Source organism: Sporosarcina sp. FSL W7-1283 (genome assembly GCF_038003105.1).
Lineage (GTDB): Bacteria > Bacillota > Bacilli > Bacillales_A > Planococcaceae > Sporosarcina > Sporosarcina newyorkensis.
In genome coordinates this window covers 3,222,330-3,240,912 of record NZ_JBBOOL010000001.1, presented here as the reverse complement: position 1 = coordinate 3,240,912, position 18,583 = coordinate 3,222,330, and the positions used below count along the sequence as shown (strand labels likewise).

Below are 18,583 nucleotides of genomic sequence, written 5' to 3'. Positions count from 1 at the left end.
GAATTGGAGTAACTAATTTGATATTACCTCTGAATGTGGTATCAGGATTTTTGAAAGGGAGGGCGCCCTATAGTAATCTTCTTACTTACGTAGAAGAAATCAATAAGCAATTTAAAGGCATCCTAACGGGTGTCTTTTATATTTGAAAGGAGATCCCAACAATGCATAAAAAACCAAGTATGAGTAATGCGCCACCTAAACCAGTACAACCCAAAAATGTAACAAAGCTAGACGCCAGAAACAAATATGAAAAGAGTATCGAACACATGAATGAGATGCTGCCCTATGTTATTCAAGAGTGGGATGTAAAGGCTAAGTTCTTAAAGAAGAAGCACGATCGATTGATTGCAGAAGGCTTCACAGAAGAACAGGCATTGGAGATTGTGAAGTCTAGGCCAATATTTGAATAGGGGGTGGGGGTCATGGCACGCAAACCTAAGCGCCCATGCAATCAACCAGGGTGCCGGACACTGACCAGTGAGGGTAGGTGTGAGGAGCATAGGCACTACTATAACCGATACCGGGGGACTACTACCCAGCAGGGCTATGGGTACCGATGGCAGCAGGCAAGAAAGGGCTACCTGCAGGACAACCCATTGTGCGTGATATGCAGAGAGCAAGGCATACGTACAGCTGCCAATGTTGTGGACCATATCATTCCACATAGAGGAGACACGGAACTCTTTTGGAACCGTAGGAACTGGCAGCCCTTGTGTTCATCTTGTCACTCACGTAAGACAGCAATGGAAGACGCTGGCTTTGGGAACCGTAGTAAGAAGCGTTGACGTTCTTCATCGATCAAATTGAATGATGAAAGAGCAGATAATATTAATTTTATTCGTCAAAAGGGTAGGGGGACTTCAATCTCTACAGCTTTTTCATAAGATAAGCGCGCTCCAGCTTCGCGTGCATTTTTTTCGTTTTCTAAATTATTTTCAAAGGTGGTGTAATAATGACCAAAAACAGGAAACCGATTGGATTGCATTTGTTAGAAGGTAATAAAAACCGATTGACCAAGGAAGAAATTCAACAGCGTCAAAGTCACGAAGAATCCATGAAGGCAGATACGGATAAAGTGATTCCCCCATCCAGATTGACTAAGGCGCAAAAAGAAAAGTTTGTGGTACTGTCCGGCCAACTTATGGAGTTGGGCATCTTTGATAATCTCGATGTGGACACGCTTGCTATGTATATCGAAACGTATGATAACTATATTCGCGTGAATCGTTCAGCAAAAAGTATGACTGCCAAACAGTTAAAAGAGGATTTTAAAGACTACGCCCAACGGATGCGAACAGCTTCACAATTGGCTGCTGTTTGTCGGCAGTTGGCTGGGGACCTCGGTCTGACCATTACATCACGTTTGAAGTTAGTCATTCCAGAGAATGAAAAAAAGGGCGATTCGCCTATGGCTAAATTTTTGAAGAGTCGTGGTAACGATGGCTAATCCAGTAATAAATAAGCAACGTGCCCTGGAACCAATTGAATTTGTTCAGATGTTGAAAGCGGTTGACGATTTTTATGGTCAGCCGTTTTTATTATTGGATTGGCAGCATGACACAATTTGGGATGTATACGGCACGGTAAATGAAAGTGGATATCGTCATTATCGCTATGCATATTTGGAAGTACCGAAGAAGAACGGAAAGACATCATTGATTGCGGCATTGAGTGTTTACCACTTGGTGTGCGATGGCATGCAAGGACAAATATATTGCTGTGCTTCTGATAGACAACAGGCAACTCTTGCTTATAAAGCAGCCGTTGGAATGATTGAGCAAGATGAAGAATTGAGCAAGGTTTTGAAGATTACAGACAGCCGAAAAGAAATTGAGAACATCCATACTGGCACTGTCTTGAAAGTCCTCTCTGCTGAAGCATTTACAAAGCACGGTATCAACCCGACGGTCGTTATTTTTGATGAACTGCATTCACAGCCCAACCGTGAATTGTGGGACGTCATGACATTCGGAGCAGGGGCGGCACGTAAAGAGCCATTGTGGTGGGTAATCACAACAGCTGGCGATGATCCAGACCGAAACTCGATTGGTTGGGAGATTCACGAAAAGGCTATAAAAATTCGCGACGGTGAATTGGTGGACCCGACTTGGTATGTGAAAATATACGGTGCCGAAGAAGATGATGATATTTGGGATGAAGCAACATGGTATAAAGCCAACCCTTCACTTGGTCATACGATTCCCATTGAATCTGTTCGCCAGGAAGCGATATCTGCTAAGAATAGTGAAGCATCTGAAAAGCTATTCCGATGGTTGCGGCTGAATCAATGGGTGTCACTGAAACAACACAGTTGGCAGCCTCTCTCTCTGTGGGATTCCACGAACGGCGATTGGTCCCTGTCTGAATTGGTTGGGAAACGTTGTTATCCGGGATTAGACTTGGCAAGCACCACTGACTTAACGGCTGCTTGTTACTTGTTTCCTCCACAGGAGGGCTTTGATGATTGGCGCTTTATCACAGATGCATGGGTGCCGGATGAAAGCATGAAAGAACGTGTTTTGCGTGATAAAGTCCCTTACGATCGTTGGGTAAATCAGAAGTTTCTTCATGCTACTCCTGGAAATGTAGTGGATTATGAGTTTGTGGAAGCTAGATTACTATCGGCAAATCAACAGTATGACATTGCGGCGCTTGGAACCGACCCATGGAATTCACGCATGCTTACCCAACGTTTGATGAATGAAGGTGTGGAAGTCGTGGAAATTGCCCAAAACATGAAGCATATGAGTCCAGCTATGAAGATGATCGAACGGCTTATGAAGTCTGGCAAGATGTCGCATGAAAAGAACCCTCTCGCTCGTTGGTGTTGGGGGAATACAGTCATAGCGATTGACGGTAACGAAAATATTAAGCCGATGAAAAACAAATCAGCGGAACGAATTGATTTGACGGTTGCCTTGATCAACGCCATGGCGACTGCAATGTTATTTGAAGAAGATATTGAATCTGTTTATGACAGACGCGGTCTGTTGTCTATTTGAGGGAGGTGAGAGATTGAAACGAAAAGGAATTATTCAGCGCGCACGGGATTGGGTGACAACACCCATCGACAATGCTGTAGAACAATGGTTTGTTGATTTGATGGGCGGAGGTCGTTCTGCTTCAGGCACGATTGTCAACGAACGGAACGCAATAACATACTCATCATTTTGGGCTGCGGTGCGCGCCATTACGAAACCAATCGCTTCACTTCCACTGCATTTATATGAACGAAATGGAGACGGTCGGGAACGCGCTTATGACCATCCTCTTTATTCTTTGCTGCATGAAAAGCCGAATCCACTTATGACGAGTTTGTCATTTCGTGATGCGCTTAATACTCATCTTCTTGTGTGGGGAAACGGCTATGCAGAAATTGAATATGGTGCGGATGGAATGCCGAAAGCTTTATGGCCATTAACGCCAGATAGAGTGACGCCACGGTTTTCAAAGACTGGAGACGTTGAATATTTAGTGACGTTGCCTAAAGGTGGAACAACCATTCTTCCGAAATGGCGAATGTTTCATTTGGTTGGTCCAGGCTTTGATGGATTGAAAGGTTACTCAGTTGTTCGTATGTTCCGTGAATCAATTGGCATGGGTATGTCTGTTACCGAATACGGTGCAAGGTTTTTCGGAAACGGCGCCAAGCCTGGTGGGGTATTAGAACATCCAGGAAAGTTGAAAAGCGAGGGACAAATTGATGCATTGCGCGAACAATGGAATGACATCCACAAGGGACTCAATAATGCTCACCGCATAGCAATTCTTGAAGAAGGAATGCAGTACAAACAGATTGGTATTCCTCCTGAAGATGCACAGTTCTTAGAAACACGCGCTTTCCAACGTCAGGAAATGGCAGCCATTTTCGGTGTGCCTCCTCATAAAATTGGTTCTATGGAAAATGCCACATTTAGTAACATTGAGCATCAGGCACAGGAATTCTACACTGATACGCTTTTATATTGGTTCTCTTTATGGGAACAAACAATTAAATTGCAGATTATCCCTGAATTTATGCATAAGAAATATTACGCCAGTTTCCTTGTGGATGGACTGTTACGTGGAGATATTCAAAGCCGATACAATGCCTATGCAACTGCTAGACAATGGGGTTGGATGAGCATTAATGATATTCGTAATAAGGAGAATATGAATCCTATTGGACCTAAAGGTGATGTGTACCTAACTCCACTGAATATGATTAATGCTGACGATTTAGATTCTGTGGATCCAGTCGAAAACGTATCCATTTTGTTAGACGATGAAGATGAACGGAGCCTTGAATTTCGTACATTTGAAAAAACAACAAAAGAGCAGCGACAAATACGAGCCGCACAAAACCGTTCGAGACTTGCTAAGCGTTATGAGCAAGTCTTTTCTAATGCAGTAAAACGATATTTAATACAAGAGGCCGCTGATATTCGGGAAGCTGTCATAAAACATTTAGGTACTCGTGATTCAGCAACTTTTGAAGTCTGGTTGGATGAATACTATGGCGACAATGAAGCGTTGAAAAAACGTATGAAACCTGCTTTTCTCTCACTGGCTGAAATCGTATACGAAGAAGCCAGTAAAGAAGTCGGTGATAAAAAAACTTTTACTGATGAAGCGCGTCAATTCATGGATAAATACTTAGAAGCTTTTGCTGAACGATATTCTGGAAGCTCAAAAGGACAACTCGCTAAAATTGTGCGTGATTCATTCGATGAAGGGTTAGATCCTGTGGATGAAATCGATGTCCGCTTAACTGAATGGGAAGAACGCCGTCCTGAAAAGGTAGCCATGAATGAAACTGTCCAAATTTGCGGAGCCATTGCTAAAGTTGCTTTTGCTGCATTAGGAATTAGTAAATTGAGATGGATGGCACTTGGATCAGATAACTGTCCATACTGCACCGAATTGAATGGAATGGTTGTTGGTATTGAGCAAAACTTTGTCAGTAAAGATCAGAGTCTTGAAAGTGAAGATGGAACAATGAATGTGCGCAAGCCTGCTTCTCATCCACCGTTGCATGGAGGTTGTGTCTGTCAGATTGTGGCTGAATGAAATGCGAGGTGAGAGAAGTGGAAAAGTTGCTGAAGGAGATTGTCAAAGAGCTGAATTTAATCAGGAAGTCTCTTGAGAAAATCAGCAAAAATTAAGACTGATGATCGAAAGGTGGTGAGGATTTGAAAATTGAGCGTAGGAATTATCCAATCACTGACATGGAAGTGAGAAGTGAAGAAGGCAAACCCACTACTTTACGAGGGTATGCTGCCGTATTTGATCAGCTATCTGTACCCTTGTACGGATTTAGGGAAAAGATTCAAAAAGGCGCGTTTGCCGAATCTATATCAAAAAATAATATCAAAGCGTTGTGGAATCATAATTCTGACTTTCCGCTAGGCTCAACGAATGGTAGCACTCTACGTCTCGAAGAAGATGAAAGAGGGCTGCTTTTTGAATTGGATTTGCCGGATAACTCATGGGGACGTGATGCTGGCGTTGCCATTCAACGAAAGGACGTAGATGGTGTTTCGTTTGGCTTCTCTGTCAAAAAAGATAGTTGGGATAATACGAACCCTGAACAATCGATTCGGACGCTAGAAGACGTGGAGCTGATTGAGATTAGCCCTACACCGTTTCCGGCTTATCCATCGACGAATGTCAGCGCACGATCTGTTACAGAAGCTATTCAAGATGTAGATTTTAAAGAAATCTTGCGTTCTGTAATTAAGGATGTAATGCAAGAAGAACGGCAGGCACCACCGAATGAGCCTACTCCATCATATTCAATTGATATATTGATGAGACGCTTGGTATTGGAAGAAAACTATTAAATTAATTGGAGGTCATCTATATGACTATTGCAAAAGTACAAGAATTACGTAACAAGCGTGCTGGATTGGTAAAAGAGGCACGTGGAATTTTAGAACGAGAAACAACAGAAAAGCGTTCACTGGCTGCTGACGAACTAGAGCATTACGATAAAATCATGAAAGAAGTGGACAGCCTACGTTCCCAAATTGAACGTGAAGAGCGCCTAGTTGGCATCGAGGGAGAATTTACTCAGCGTAACACTACTCCTGTGATTGACGATGAGCCTGAAGATCGTTCTGGTCCACGTGCTACTAAAGAATATCGAAACTCTTTCTGGAATGTATTGAAAGAAGGACGTAACGCAGATCCACGAGAAATGCGTGATCTATTCAAAGCAGAAGATGCAAAAGGTGGATACTTGGCGCCTGAAGAATTTGAAACCACTTTACTACGTGAATTGACAAAGGCTACTGTCATGAGACAGCTTGCGACCGTCATGCAGTCTTCCACAGATCGCAAAATCCCTATGGTTGCTGATCGTCCTAAATTTAACTATATCGCGGAGAAAGGCACGTACGGTAAAACAAGCATGTCTTTTGCTGTGCAACATATGGGCGCACATAAAGGTGGAGGGATTTTACTTATATCAGAGGAATTAATGCAAGACGCCTCTTTTAATCTTGAAGCTGAAATTCGCTCTCAGTTTGTGGAAGCGGAATCTGAATTGGAAGAGCATAGCTTCTTGTTAGGTGATGGTGACGAAAAACCACGTGGTCTATTGCTTGACGCGAAACAAGGCGTTGAAGCTACCACGGACGGTGTAACAGCAGACAACCTGATTGACCTATTCTATTCTGTCAAGCGTGGCTATCGTCAACGCGGAACATTCCTGATGGGTGATTCATCTATCAAAGCCATTCGGAAAATGAAGCGTACTGGTGACAACGATTATCTATGGCAGCCAGGTCTACAGGCAGGGGAACCGGATCGTATTCTTGGGCGCCCAGTGACAACGTCCGATTTTATGCCTGAGATTGGAGCAGGCGCAAAATCAGTAGCGTTTGGTGATATTGGTCGTTACCGCATCATGGATCGTCTTGGCATTGCGATTCAACGTCTTGATGAACTGTATGCAGAGACTGGCCAAGTTGGATTCCGTGCAACGTTCCGTCATGATGGAAAATTGCTTGTACCAGAAGCGGTTAAAACAATTACACATGCAGGCGAGTGAGAGGGTAGTCGATGACTACTCTTTTTAATTAGGAGGTGTGAACGTGAAGGTGAGACTTTTACAATCCATTTCATCCCCTACCTACAGTTATGCCGCAGGAGAAGTTGTGGAGACTAGCAAAGATCGAGGTGATCAATTCGTGAAACACAAAATTGCAGAAGTGGTCGAAACAGCCAAAAATAAACCTGTCAAAGAAACAGCTACTAAAAAATCTGCATCCAAAAAGGCAAAAAAGGGTGATGACGATGCTGACAACGATTGATGAATTGAAGAGACAGCTGTTCATTCCTGTGGAAGACAAGGATGAAGACCACCAATTGGAACGCATCATTCGTTCCGTGTCTGAAGCAATTGAAACATATTGTCGCAGGGCTTTCTCCAGTGAATATACTTTGCCTGGTGAAGAACCTTCTGAAGTCATTCCGCGGCTACCCTATGATGTGGAAGATGCGTGTATATTATGGTGTACGTATCGTATCAATACAGGTGGGAATATGGGTGTTTCTAGTGAACGAATTGACGGTCTTGGTCAGAAAAATTATGCACTACAGCACATAGATGGAAAGGTGATCCCCGCACCCCCATCTGTTTTAGCTTTAATCGATCCATATCGAAACATGGTGTATGGATAATGGCAAGAGTGAGAGACAATAATCGAATTCCAGATTTAGCTCGCCAATTGCAACAAATAAATCGAAACAAAATTCAGTTAGTTATTGATGCACCTAGTGGGGATAAACTTTTTACAGTAGCTTGGGTGCATGAATATGGTTTCGATATAAAAGTAACGCCTAAGATGCGCGGTTGGTTTTTAGGGCAAGGAATGCCGCTCAAAAAGTCTACCACGCATATTCATATTCCTGAACGCTCTTATTTTCGTTCAGGTTTTGATGCTAACCAAGGTAGTATTAATAAAAAAGCGGAGGAGTTACTGGATCTATTGATACAAGGGAATGCCACTGCCTATGAAATTAACGAAGAGATAGGGAAATTTGCATCGAAAAAAATTAGTGAGAATGTGACAAGCGTAGATCTAGTGAAAACTGGTGATCTTCGAGATGCCATTGGATTCAAGGTGGTGCGTAAATAATGGATTTCCGTTCATTTTTGCGTCCCTACATGATTACCGTTTATCTAAATGAACGTGCAGATGGTAGCGATGGGGAGTATGTGGATGGTGTCTGGGTGCCAGGTACTGATACAAAAACGCCATTCCGTGCAGTTATCACAAATTTTACGGATGACATTTTGCAGTTCGAAGAAGGTGGTACGTATTCCACTGATGATGAAAAGCTCTATACCTATAAAAAATTAGAACGTGGTCAATCCGTTACAGTTAGTAAGTTAGATTACACTGTGATGGAAGAACGAGATTACTCATTTTATGGCAAGGGTTTACGAATGTATGTGATTAGGAGGGATGGCATTGCGAGTAACTGATATTATTAGAAGTTTGGATAGCCATCTAACACGTCCGGTGATTTTAGCGGAGCAGTCAAGTCCAAAACCATCTTATCCATACATCGCTATTAAAGAAATCGTGTCGTTCATTCCGACTGGTGGGCGACCATCGAATTATGATGAAGATCTGGTTGAGGATATTAACAGAGTATCGACTTCTCAGCCTACTATGTCCCTAAGTTTGACAGCTTATGGAAATGACTTTGATAATACATCGGGTTTAATCCAGCAGGCACACGATTGGTTTACCTTCACTGGTTACAGGCAGTTGAAGGAGGCTGGTTACGTTGTTGCAGAAATTCAATCTGTTATGAATCGTGACAGTTTGATTGTGGATGACTATGAACGCAAGCGAGGATTTGATGTGATTTTACGATTCGTCCACACGCAAAGTAGGGTTGTGGAAGAAATAAAAGTTGTAAAAGGAACAATTAATAATAAACCTTTTAAAAAGGAAGTGACTATCATTGACTAATGTTAAAGACGTTGAAGTCATTATAACGAGGGAGACTGCAGCCTTAACGCAACAAGGCTTTGGTCTTCCTTTTATTTTGGCGACTAATGGAGAAAAAGAATACAGCGAATACACAGGCATTGAGCAAGTGGCCAAAGATTATCCAGTAGATACGGCTGCCTATAAAATCGCGGCAAGGATTTTTGGCCAAACACCGCGTCCACCAATGATCGCTATGGCTGGCATAGCTTATGCGGAATCAAACCCTGAAACCTTAGTGACATTTTTAAATGAATTAATTGAAACTAAGAATGATTGGTATTACTTGGAGTGTGACCAGAACGGTGACAATGAAATTACTGCTCTTTCCAAATGGATTGATACGCAGAAGAAACTATACGGTGTCACCACACAAAATATAGACTTGCTTAAAGAGATTGAATCTGATCGTACATTCTTATTTTATCACGACGATCCGGAATCTTATGTAGCAGAAGGATTAATTGCACGCTGTGCCCCCGAAGAACCAGGTAGCATCACATGGAAATTCAAAACGGTAAATGGTGTGAAAGCAGCTAATATCGGTATCAGTGATATTACACAACTGCACACAGACAATGGAAATACGTATCTTCGTAAATTTGGCATTCTTCAGACGAGTGAAGGCAAAGTAACAAGTGGTGAGTATATCTACGTTATGCAATCACAAGATTTCTTAGATGCACGTTTGACTGAAGAAGTTTCGCGAGTGTTTTTCACACAGAAAAAAGTTGCTTATGAGAATAGCGGGATCGCATTAATAGTATCAGCTGCTACTGCTGTTTTAAAAAGAGCAACTGAGCAAGGCATTGTTTTAAAAGATGATGCGGGGAATGGCTTGTGGGAAATTCAAGCACGCAGTCGTGAAAATAGTCTACCTAATGATGTGGCCAACCGTGTATATGATGGTTTAGTAATCCTTGTGCCGTTAGCAGGAGCGATTCATGGAACTACTTTACGCTTAACTATGACGTATAACGAAGGAGGGGCAGCGGCATGAGTGTAAATACGTACGATCCGTTAGACACCAATGTCGTAGTAAATAATACGATTCTGACAGGTTTTGCTGATGGAACATTTATAAACGTAGAACGTGACGAAGAGAGTTACACTGCACACGTAGGCGCGAAAGGTGAAGTAGCCCGCGCACGCAATGCAAACAAAATGGGGAAAATTACCGTGACGCTATCACAAGACAGCCCCTCTAATTCTATTTTGTCAAAAATGGCTAGGGATAAAGATACTTTTTCAGTATCAGTTGTAGATCAAAATTTCGGTTCTACATCTGGCGGGAATGATTGCTGGATTGAAAAGCCGCCTAACTTAGAGTTCGGGAAAGAAATTAGTGAGCGTGAATGGATTATTGTAGTGCCTGTACTAGAAATAGATGAGTGATTAAGGGAGAGATATTAAATGGAACAGAAAACAATTACGATTAATGAAAAAGAATTTACGTTGCAAAAGGTTTTCCCGGTTGAATGGCTAAAGATTCGTGACCGCTGTAAAAACAAATTTGGTGTGCCTAGTGAGGAAAAAACGTATAAGGAAGTTCTCGCTCACATTGTTGTTTCACCAAAAATGAAAATAGAGGATTTTGATGATTGGGGTGAACTTGACGAATTAGTCAAGGAAGCAGTCAACTTTCAACAAGGTGGAGACGAAGAGTAAAGGTCACTATCGGAAAAGTGCAACAGAACATTGGTGGTTTTGGCGCCTTGTTATGGAGGAGAAGTTTTCTTATCCCGAATTGCAGAAAATGACAATGGATGAAATCATGGAAGCTAACGCGGCCCTTGATATTTATATCGAAAAGATTGAAGCAAAAAATAAACAAAAGTAAGACACTCGTTGATCGGGTGTCTTTTTTTATATGTCTCAACGCGAATCGGGTGAAATTAGTTGAGTTTAAGACAATTAGCAATAGACATTATGTTTAACTCTGACGTCAATAAACTATTGGCAGTGAACACCGCTGTGGATGATATCCGTGATAGTGCCATTGATTCGGGAGGCAGCATTGCGGAAATGGGTAGCGTCACTGAATCTACTACCAGCAGCATGTTTTCCAAATTAGACGGTATTGGCACCAAAATGAGCGGTATCGGTAAGAACATGACAAAATGGATAACTGCCCCGGCGGTGGGGGCTGCTACTGCTTTAGGTGGTATAGCTTTGGTCAAAGGGTTCGACAGGCTTGTGGGTATTGACACAGCCCGTGCCAAACTGAAAGGTCTTGGTCATGACGCAGAAGGCGTTGACGTGATCATGACATCTGCCTTAGATTCTGTAAAAGGCACATCGTTTGGTATGGGCGAAGCAGCAACCACCGCAGCTAATGCCGCGGCAGCAGGAGTTAAGCCAGGGAAAGAGCTGACTAAATATCTCACTTTAACCGGAGATGCGGCAGCAATTGCTGGAATGGGAATGGGCGAGATGGGTTCGATTTTAAATAAAGTCCAGACATCCAGTAAAGCTTATAACGGTGAGTTGCAACAACTATCCGACAGAGGGCTGCCCATCTATCAATGGCTGGCAGACGAGGCCGGAGTGACCGGAGACGCGGTGTTTAAAATGGCGTCCGATGGTAAAATATCTTCTAAAATGCTGATGAACGCGATTGAAAATAACATCGGCGGCGCGGCTAAAACGATGGGTGAAGAATCGTTTACCGCTGGGATGGCTAACATGTGGTCAGCAGTCGGTCGACTTGGAGCATCCTTCCTTGATGCGGGTGGTAAAGGCGGCGGTTTCTTTTCCAAATTAAAACCGTTGATTTCTGATATCACAGCTCGTGTAGATGATATGGGAGGAATTGCAGAAAAAGCGGGAGAAAAATTTGGAGATTTCTTTTCAAGTGCAGTGGATAAAGTCAAGGCGGCTAAATCAGCGTTTGATGAGCTTTCACCGATTATGCAAGGAATCGTCAAATATGGCGCTTTAATCGGATCTGCTTTCATTATTGGTATTGGACCTGTCCTCATGGTGCTCGGTAGTATATTGACGAAGTTACCCCCTCTCTATAGTTTATTTACGAAGGTATCGGGTGCGGTGAAAACAGCAGGAGGAATATTCGCCGTATTAACTAATCCTATAGTTCTAACAGTTGCTGCCATTGGTTTAATTATTGGTGCACTTGTACTGGCATACACCAAAATCGAATGGTTTAGGGATGGCGTTCATGCTGCTTGGGATTGGATCAAAGAAGCTACATCCGTTGCATTCGGATGGATTAGCGAGATTGTAATGAATGTTTTCGGAGTGGCAATGGAGTTTGCAATGAGCATAGTCGGCCGCTTTAAAGACTTCTGGGATACCAATAGTGCGTTCATTATGTTTATTGTCCAAGAACGATTCAATAGCATTTTGGGAACTATCCAGATGGTTATGGGTATTATACAAGGGATTTTCCAAATCGTATGGCCATTAATTACAGGTATAGTGACAATTGCGTGGGAATTGATCAAGACAGTGATTTCAACTGGTATTGACATTGTGCTTGGCCTTATCAGTGCCGGAATGGCGATACTACAAGGTGACTGGAGCGGAGCCTGGGAAATCATAAGGGGTATCGGTGAAAGTATCTGGCATAATATTGAAAGCTTCTTCGCAAATATCAATTTGTTTGATATTGGTGCTAATATTCTCCAAGGATTAATTAGCGGAATTGACAGCATGGCTGATGCTGTATGGAAAAAAGTTGGTGATATCGCTAGTGGTATTGCAAGTAAGTTTAAAGGTGCCCTGCAAATCTTTTCACCGTCTCGTCTTTTCAAAGAGTATGGTGTCAATACCATGATGGGTTATCAAATTGGATTTGAAGATCAGGCTGAACATGCAAGCGATGCGGCAGAAAATGTTGGGTATGATATCGCTAGATCCTTCAACCCTGAAACCTCACCACCTTCGAATCAGTCATCGACTCAGGGTATCTCGTTTAATCCAACAATTGAAATTATTATTCAGGGTAATGCAGATGGTCAAGATGTTAAACATGAATTGGAACGCTATTTCCCTGAGATGATGGAACAGTTTTTTGCAATGTTAGCGGCTAAAAGAGGGGGTGAACCTGCATAATGTTGTCAAAATTAATTGGTCTAAGTGGTGAAGTCGAATTCAATGCAGTAATAGATGAATCAGTGAACGAACCAAGTGAAGTCACCGATCATTCTGTGGAAGAAGGATCTGACGTTGCTGATCATGTGCAGGTTAAACCAGAAACCATTCCTCTTAATGGAGTGATCACTGGGGAGCGGGCTAATGAAAAACTAGCCCGACTCCAACGGTTTCGGCAAGAACGAGAACTGCTTACTTTTATCGGTGTTGAAACATTCGAGCAAGTAGTCATAGCGAGTTTTTCGAGAAAACGATCGGCTAAAATTAGCGATGGCTTTGAATTCTCTTTGACTTTACGCAAGGTACGAATTGCAAAATTAAAAGAAGTGAAACTCGTTGTCCCTGCAAAGTCAGTCAGCAAAACGCAAACGAAGAAGACTACCAGTAAAGGCAAGCAGCAGCCGAAAAAGAAAACACCAAAGCAGAAATCGGACACTCAAAGTCGAAAGGGGCGTAAGAAATGAATTACATTGAAATTGATAAAGAAGCAATTCCTTATTCATTCGAGATGCAACTCGACAACGTTACCTGGGGGTTTGAGGTCCGTTACAATGCTGAACATGATTTCTTTACTGTCGATTTATTACGTCTTGATGACTTGATTGTTGCTGGAGAAAAGTTAGTATATGGTAAGCCTTTATTTGAAAATGTACAAACCAAGCCATTAACCCCAATCATTCCTTTCGATGAATCAGGAAACGCAAAGCGTATTGGATGGGAAGAGTTAGAAGAAAGTGTTTTTCTGTATATGATGGACGGTGAACTCGATGAATGATTTGTGGATTCGGAAGGCATCATTCCATGTGGCAGGTAAGACAATCAACTATCCTGATTTACATTTTGATTTCAAAGTGGATTTCGATGATGATCCAGAACCAAGCACAGCGGAGGTCAAAATATACAACCTTTCCAAAGACACAATTTCTAAACTGAAAAAGGGTACGCCTTGTATTTTAAATGCTGGTTATCAATCCAATAGCGGTTCCATCTTTACAGGTGGAATCATTACTGCTAAAACCACATGGAGCGGTGTAGATAAGATAACAACCGTTACAATGGGCGATGGTGCGGCAGAGTGGATGAAAACGAAGGTGTCCAAGACATTTAAGCAAAATACTAGAGCTTCCCAAGTTATTAGGGGCGTCATCGGTTTGTTTGGTTTAGAAGTTGGCGAAATCCAACTCGAAAAAGATGTCGTCTATAAAAAAGGAAAGGTAGTTCACGGACCATTGCAACGGGAATTACGCCAGATTGTGGTGAATGATTGTAAAAGTAAATTACTCATTACGAATAGCGTCATCTCCATTCGTCCTAAAAGTAAAGGCGTGAATACAGGATTCGTGTTAAATTCGGATACTGGTCTAGTTGGAACGCCTGAACAAATGGACAGTGAGGATGCTGACTACTCTGTTACGTGCTTGCTGAATCATCGGATTAGAGAAGACAGCTTGATTCGAATTGAGAGCCGCACGGTGACAGGAAATTTCCGTGTTGTGAAAGGCAGTCATGATGGCTCCTCTTGGCATACAAAAATGGAGGTGAAAGCTGTATGAGTGAAGCGGTTGGTTTCTTCGACGGTTTTGCTGAAGGCATGATGGATGGTTTGCGTGTCGCCATGCAAGCGGAAATTTTGAAGTTTGATCATGTGGCGATGAAAGCTGATATCCAGCCGTTACAAGGTGATCTCCCTCCAATATTAGACGTTCCTGTTTCTTTACATAGAGCAGGAGCGTTTTTTATTCGTATGCCATTTAAAAAAGGGGATAAGGTCATTGTTGTTTTTAATGATTACCCTTTGGATGATGCAGGGGAACGCCGACACCATTTGGATGATGCCATGATTGTTTCAGGCCTATCGGAAATGCCAATGCCAGCTGAACATGAAAATGATTTACTCATTGCTCATGAAAACATGGACACTAAAATTATCATTGACGAAAATGGAAAGGTCTCAATTGCAACCAAGCTACAAGATATTAATCTGACTAGTGAGCAGGGGAATATTAATCTTTCTACCGTCAGTGGATTAGTAAACATTACTGATAGACGATCAAGTGGAAGTTAGGTGAGAAATAATGAAGGCTTTAAAAATAGAGGACGACGATATTGTTATTGATCAACTTGGAAACTTCGTAGTGATCGAAGAAGAAGTAGAAGAAGGACAATCTCTTGAAAGGGCGTTGACCACAAATAAGGAAGAGTGGTTCTTGAATATTCTTCACGGGCTAGCCTATTCGGTTATTTTCGCTAAGCCGTTCGATGAACAACGGTCAAGACTTGCCATTATTGAAACGATCCATCAAGACGAGCGGGTTGATCAAGTTGAAAAGGTTGAGTTTTTTCAAGAGCGTCCTAAAAGGAAAGCAGAAGTATTGGTCCGTGTCCGTATGAACAGTGGAAATGTGATCGAGGAGGTGTTCCCGATTGGATGACTACGGATTGACGAAGAAGGGTTTCAAGCGTAAGCAATACGCAGATTTGATTGAAGATATGGAAATGAAATCCCGTGAATTGTTTGGGGAGAATATCAATCTCTCTGAACGAACTTTTTTAGGATTATTCATCCGTTTATGTGCGTGGTTTTTGGCTATCGTTTGGATGCTGGCAGAAAAGGTTTATAACAGTATGTCGCCAGATACAGCGGAGGGTATCAATTTGGATAAAACATCAAAGTTTATCGGTACGACCCGACAAAAAGCTGTAGCTGCCAGGTATGCAGTTAAGTTAGAAGCGGATCCTGGCATTCCTATTCAAGAAGGATTCACCGTACAAACGGAGGGTGACATTTTATATCGTACACTCACTTATGCGGTCGCTGATGACGATGGATGGGCTTACACGGAAATCGAAGCACTAGAAGCAGGAGTGTCTGGAAATGTTAGTTTAACAGCTATCCATCAGATTACGAATCCAGTAGCAGGCGTTTTCAGTGTAGAAGTGTTGAAGCAAATCGTGGTTGGTCGTGACGCTGAAGACGATGAGTCTTTTCGGCAGCGTAACGGACTATCAGCTACCAGAGGTGGCGCTTCTAACGTCGATGCAGTACGCTCCAACTTATTAGATGCAGCTGGTGTAGTAGATGCTTTCGTTTTCGAGAATGATGAAATAATCGAAGTGGATGGATTACCACCAAAATGTATTGCTCCATTCGTTCATGGTGGAGAGGATGACGTAATTGCACGTACTATTTTTATTGCTAAGACAGGTGGTATCCAATCATATGGAACGACTGTAGTAGATGTTGTAGATAGCAATGGGAACACTCATCCAATTGGCTACACGCGACCTTCCACAGTTGATATTTATGTAGATGTGAAGCTGACTACAAATGACAGATTCCCACTTAATGGGTTCGATTTAGTCTGTGAAAGTATTGTGAAATATATTGGAGACGGTAACAAGCATCCAGGACTCGGTATTGGTAAAAGTGTAGGCTATACCAAATTGATTGCTGCCATCCACGAGACGAATGGTATTGATGACATCGATTTGAAATTAGGATTGTCAGCGGATAAGCAATTTATTGTGGGCAATGTATCGATTGATTTTGATAAGATCGCTTCCACTTCTGCTGATAAGGTTGTGGTCACATGAACCTAATTGAAGCCGCTTTAGATAAACTGACGGATAACTATCGAAAAGCAAGAGACAGCAACATCGGCAAAGTGTTTCAACTTGTTTTTTCTGAATTGGAAGCCGTTAAAAATGTCTTTCACAAAATTGAAGACTGGCAGGATATTGATAATGCGGAAGGCGTACCTCTAGACGACTTGGCCAAACGTGTTAAGGAAGAGCGCGGACAAAAGGAAGATGAATTGTTTCGGGATTTTATCAAGATGCGAATCCGTCTAAATCGAAGTGCAGGTGAAATCGAAACGATAAATGAAGTTGGTCATGTCTTTTTAGGGGATGCCTATGTAGGCGTGGAAGAAGTGTGGTACAAGTCAGAATTAGACCATGAGCCTGCCGCGTTACTCATTTCCTTTCAACAGACCGACAAACCAGTCAATATGATTGCCATTGAACGTATCAAGGGTGGTGGCGTTAAAGTCTACTGGCAGTTCGTATTGTCACCTGTCGAAATCAAAATAGCAACATACAGTGATGCCATCACCTATCCGTATTGGTTGTGTGGCACGTTTTCGTGTGGAGTGAAACCGTACAGATCATTTGACGGAATCAGCTTGAATACTGACGTTGCGCTTGTGACAGACAGCATTGTAAATGGTGGCTATTACCCTGTGACTGGCAGATATTTAGCGGGCGGGAATTTATTTGTTGGGGAGGTGTAAATATTGAGTGCATTGGCAAAGACGATTATTACTCCATTAGGTTTCGAAGTCTTTCTGAACGCTATCGCTAAAGAAATTACAGGTTCAAGAGTTTTGGTCAATGGCGTTGCTACAGAATTCGAGTTATATAAAAAAACTGTAGAAGGCAATCGTCTACGTGTTTTTCTTCTATTAAATAAGATTACCGAAGGAGAAATCAAAGATTTTCGATTGATTGATCGTCATGGGCGAGAATTAGCGGAAAACATTGAGGTCTTGCAAAAGACTAGTTTGCGTGGCCTTTTAGTTAGATTTGAAATGGCATTCGTTGAAACGCCGATGAAGGAGTGTGTTAAAAATTGAGGAAATTGGATTATATCAAGGTTAATTTTGATGATCACATTGTTGAGTTTCCTAACCGTTTCCGCTTTGTTCAAAACGATGATGGAACAGTAAGTTTAGAGCCGGATGAAGGAGAGATTTTTCAACCAGGAACACCTTTGAACGCGGAAACTTTAAGCCCTATGGATATTATGATAGCTAAATTAGCAGAGCATTGGAATTTGCATGAAAGTGATATTGTACAAATCAAAATCCAACAGGCGTTAGAGGGAGACACGAAAGGCAATAGCGGTATCTTTGCAGATACATTTATCGGAGATCCAATTCGGATTAAGCGAGAGACAACAGCTGCAGTCCTAACAGCCCCACGGTCGGCGGGAACTACCGTCCTTAATGTTGATAATACAGACGGATTTAAACCATTTACAGAGGTGACGGTCTACGACGCTATCAATCATGAGGACGTGCTGATTACGGATGTCACCGAGTCTACGATCACTGTTCAGCCGTTGCAACATGATTACGTCAAAGGCGCGGTTATTGCTCGTAGTAACGTGACGATCGCGGATGGACGGATGGATAATGGTGCTTGGGGTACCTATTCAGTAATGGAGGTGGTGTGAGATGGCCAAGTACAACTACAGCAGATACCGAGTTAAAGAGGTTTGGTCGACGCCACCATTTAGAAATCAACAGAATTTCCGGGTGATGTTCACTGGACTCAGTCGAGTCATAGAGTGGGACAGTGACGCAAGAAGATTTAATTTTTTCGGGTCTTATGCAGATGCCGACAGGGTTAACTACCAAGATTACGGATATGCTCAATCCTTAAATAAAGTCTTTAGGTACAGGAGTACCGAGAGTGGAAAC

Annotated in this window: 26 protein-coding genes; all 26 read left to right on the top strand. The window is 42.3% G+C overall.

The features are described from left to right. Positions 1 to 161: 161 nt before the first annotated feature. The 26 genes from MKY93_RS16970 (at position 162) to MKY93_RS16845 (ending at position 18,336) form a co-directional block, all read left to right on the top strand. On the top strand, positions 162 to 410 hold the full coding sequence (locus MKY93_RS16970; RefSeq protein ID WP_340760427.1) for a hypothetical protein: 249 nt from the start codon (positions 162 to 164) through the stop codon (positions 408 to 410). 12 nt (positions 411 to 422) lie between these two features. Further along, positions 423 to 785 (top strand): HNH endonuclease, encoded by a 363-nt coding sequence (locus MKY93_RS16965; RefSeq protein WP_340760425.1) that lies wholly within the window; start codon positions 423 to 425, stop codon positions 783 to 785. A 167-nt stretch (positions 786 to 952) separates the two neighbouring features. Continuing rightward, the gene (locus tag MKY93_RS16960) at positions 953 to 1,447 is read left to right on the top strand and encodes a phage terminase small subunit P27 family (RefSeq protein ID WP_340760423.1); all 495 of its coding nucleotides are present in this window, start codon (positions 953 to 955) and stop codon (positions 1,445 to 1,447) included. After that, positions 1,440 to 3,002: a terminase large subunit gene (locus MKY93_RS16955; RefSeq protein ID WP_340760421.1), complete on the top strand. Its 1,563-nt coding sequence runs from the start codon at positions 1,440 to 1,442 to the stop codon at positions 3,000 to 3,002. Before MKY93_RS16960 ends, MKY93_RS16955 begins: the two co-directional genes overlap by 8 nt. A 13-nt stretch (positions 3,003 to 3,015) precedes the next feature. Beyond that, the gene (locus tag MKY93_RS16950) at positions 3,016 to 5,049 is read left to right on the top strand and encodes a phage portal protein (protein WP_340760418.1); all 2,034 of its coding nucleotides are present in this window, start codon (positions 3,016 to 3,018) and stop codon (positions 5,047 to 5,049) included. 122 nt (positions 5,050 to 5,171) lie between these two features. After that, positions 5,172 to 5,822 (top strand): HK97 family phage prohead protease, encoded by a 651-nt coding sequence (locus tag MKY93_RS16945; protein WP_340760416.1) that lies wholly within the window; start codon positions 5,172 to 5,174, stop codon positions 5,820 to 5,822. Positions 5,823 to 5,842: 20 nt separating this feature from the next. Continuing rightward, positions 5,843 to 7,033 (top strand): phage major capsid protein, encoded by a 1,191-nt coding sequence (locus MKY93_RS16940; protein ID WP_340760414.1) that lies wholly within the window; start codon positions 5,843 to 5,845, stop codon positions 7,031 to 7,033. A gap of 43 nt (positions 7,034 to 7,076) precedes the next feature. Then, the gene (locus MKY93_RS16935; protein WP_340760411.1) at positions 7,077 to 7,295 is read left to right on the top strand and encodes a hypothetical protein; all 219 of its coding nucleotides are present in this window, start codon (positions 7,077 to 7,079) and stop codon (positions 7,293 to 7,295) included. Beyond that, entirely contained in the window at positions 7,273 to 7,665 is a 393-nt protein-coding gene (locus MKY93_RS16930; RefSeq protein ID WP_340760409.1) for a phage head-tail connector protein, read from the top strand. The genes MKY93_RS16935 and MKY93_RS16930 overlap by 23 nt, the downstream gene beginning before the upstream one ends. Next, a complete protein-coding gene (locus MKY93_RS16925; protein WP_340760408.1) occupies positions 7,665 to 8,123 on the top strand; it encodes a hypothetical protein in 459 nt (152 codons plus the stop codon). Before MKY93_RS16930 ends, MKY93_RS16925 begins: the two co-directional genes overlap by 1 nt. Continuing rightward, entirely contained in the window at positions 8,123 to 8,473 is a 351-nt protein-coding gene (locus MKY93_RS16920; protein WP_340760405.1) for a hypothetical protein, read from the top strand. Before MKY93_RS16925 ends, MKY93_RS16920 begins: the two co-directional genes overlap by 1 nt. Next, positions 8,460 to 8,969: a phage neck terminator protein gene (locus tag MKY93_RS16915; protein ID WP_340760403.1), complete on the top strand. Its 510-nt coding sequence runs from the start codon at positions 8,460 to 8,462 to the stop codon at positions 8,967 to 8,969. The genes MKY93_RS16920 and MKY93_RS16915 overlap by 14 nt, the downstream gene beginning before the upstream one ends. Then, entirely contained in the window at positions 8,962 to 9,987 is a 1,026-nt protein-coding gene (locus MKY93_RS16910; RefSeq protein ID WP_340760401.1) for a DUF3383 family protein, read from the top strand. Before MKY93_RS16915 ends, MKY93_RS16910 begins: the two co-directional genes overlap by 8 nt. Further along, on the top strand, positions 9,984 to 10,382 hold the full coding sequence (locus tag MKY93_RS16905; RefSeq protein ID WP_340760399.1) for a phage structural protein: 399 nt from the start codon (positions 9,984 to 9,986) through the stop codon (positions 10,380 to 10,382). The genes MKY93_RS16910 and MKY93_RS16905 overlap by 4 nt, the downstream gene beginning before the upstream one ends. Positions 10,383 to 10,400: 18 nt before the next feature. Continuing rightward, positions 10,401 to 10,655 (top strand): hypothetical protein, encoded by a 255-nt coding sequence (locus MKY93_RS16900; RefSeq protein ID WP_078818523.1) that lies wholly within the window; start codon positions 10,401 to 10,403, stop codon positions 10,653 to 10,655. Beyond that, positions 10,639 to 10,827, top strand: a complete 189-nt coding sequence (locus tag MKY93_RS16895; protein ID WP_340760397.1) for a hypothetical protein — start codon at positions 10,639 to 10,641, stop codon at positions 10,825 to 10,827. The genes MKY93_RS16900 and MKY93_RS16895 overlap by 17 nt, the downstream gene beginning before the upstream one ends. Before the next feature lie 59 nt (positions 10,828 to 10,886). After that, a complete protein-coding gene (locus MKY93_RS16890; protein WP_340760395.1) occupies positions 10,887 to 13,061 on the top strand; it encodes a phage tail protein in 2,175 nt (724 codons plus the stop codon). 2 nt (positions 13,062 to 13,063) lie between these two features. Beyond that, complete coding sequence (locus tag MKY93_RS16885) at positions 13,064 to 13,564, top strand: phage baseplate protein (RefSeq protein ID WP_340760393.1); 501 nt, start codon at positions 13,064 to 13,066, stop codon at positions 13,562 to 13,564. Continuing rightward, positions 13,561 to 13,875 (top strand): phage baseplate plug family protein, encoded by a 315-nt coding sequence (locus MKY93_RS16880; RefSeq protein ID WP_340760391.1) that lies wholly within the window; start codon positions 13,561 to 13,563, stop codon positions 13,873 to 13,875. The genes MKY93_RS16885 and MKY93_RS16880 overlap by 4 nt, the downstream gene beginning before the upstream one ends. Beyond that, on the top strand, positions 13,868 to 14,653 hold the full coding sequence (locus MKY93_RS16875) for a phage protein (RefSeq protein WP_445683512.1): 786 nt from the start codon (positions 13,868 to 13,870) through the stop codon (positions 14,651 to 14,653). The genes MKY93_RS16880 and MKY93_RS16875 overlap by 8 nt, the downstream gene beginning before the upstream one ends. Then, the gene (locus tag MKY93_RS16870; protein ID WP_340760387.1) at positions 14,650 to 15,165 is read left to right on the top strand and encodes a Gp138 family membrane-puncturing spike protein; all 516 of its coding nucleotides are present in this window, start codon (positions 14,650 to 14,652) and stop codon (positions 15,163 to 15,165) included. Before MKY93_RS16875 ends, MKY93_RS16870 begins: the two co-directional genes overlap by 4 nt. A gap of 10 nt (positions 15,166 to 15,175) precedes the next feature. Next, positions 15,176 to 15,532 carry a hypothetical protein gene (locus tag MKY93_RS16865; RefSeq protein WP_340760386.1) on the top strand — a complete coding sequence of 119 codons (357 nt, stop codon included), beginning with the start codon at positions 15,176 to 15,178 and terminating at the stop codon, positions 15,530 to 15,532. After that, positions 15,525 to 16,694 carry a baseplate J/gp47 family protein gene (locus MKY93_RS16860; RefSeq protein WP_340760383.1) on the top strand — a complete coding sequence of 390 codons (1,170 nt, stop codon included), beginning with the start codon at positions 15,525 to 15,527 and terminating at the stop codon, positions 16,692 to 16,694. Before MKY93_RS16865 ends, MKY93_RS16860 begins: the two co-directional genes overlap by 8 nt. Further along, positions 16,691 to 17,392, top strand: coding sequence for a hypothetical protein (locus tag MKY93_RS16855; protein WP_340760381.1), 702 nt, complete (start codon positions 16,691 to 16,693; stop codon positions 17,390 to 17,392). The genes MKY93_RS16860 and MKY93_RS16855 overlap by 4 nt, the downstream gene beginning before the upstream one ends. A gap of 3 nt (positions 17,393 to 17,395) precedes the next feature. Beyond that, positions 17,396 to 17,734, top strand: a complete 339-nt coding sequence (locus MKY93_RS16850; protein WP_340760379.1) for a hypothetical protein — start codon at positions 17,396 to 17,398, stop codon at positions 17,732 to 17,734. A 5-nt stretch (positions 17,735 to 17,739) separates the two neighbouring features. Beyond that, on the top strand, positions 17,740 to 18,336 hold the full coding sequence (locus tag MKY93_RS16845; RefSeq protein WP_340760377.1) for a hypothetical protein: 597 nt from the start codon (positions 17,740 to 17,742) through the stop codon (positions 18,334 to 18,336). Positions 18,337 to 18,583 lie beyond the last annotated feature (247 nt).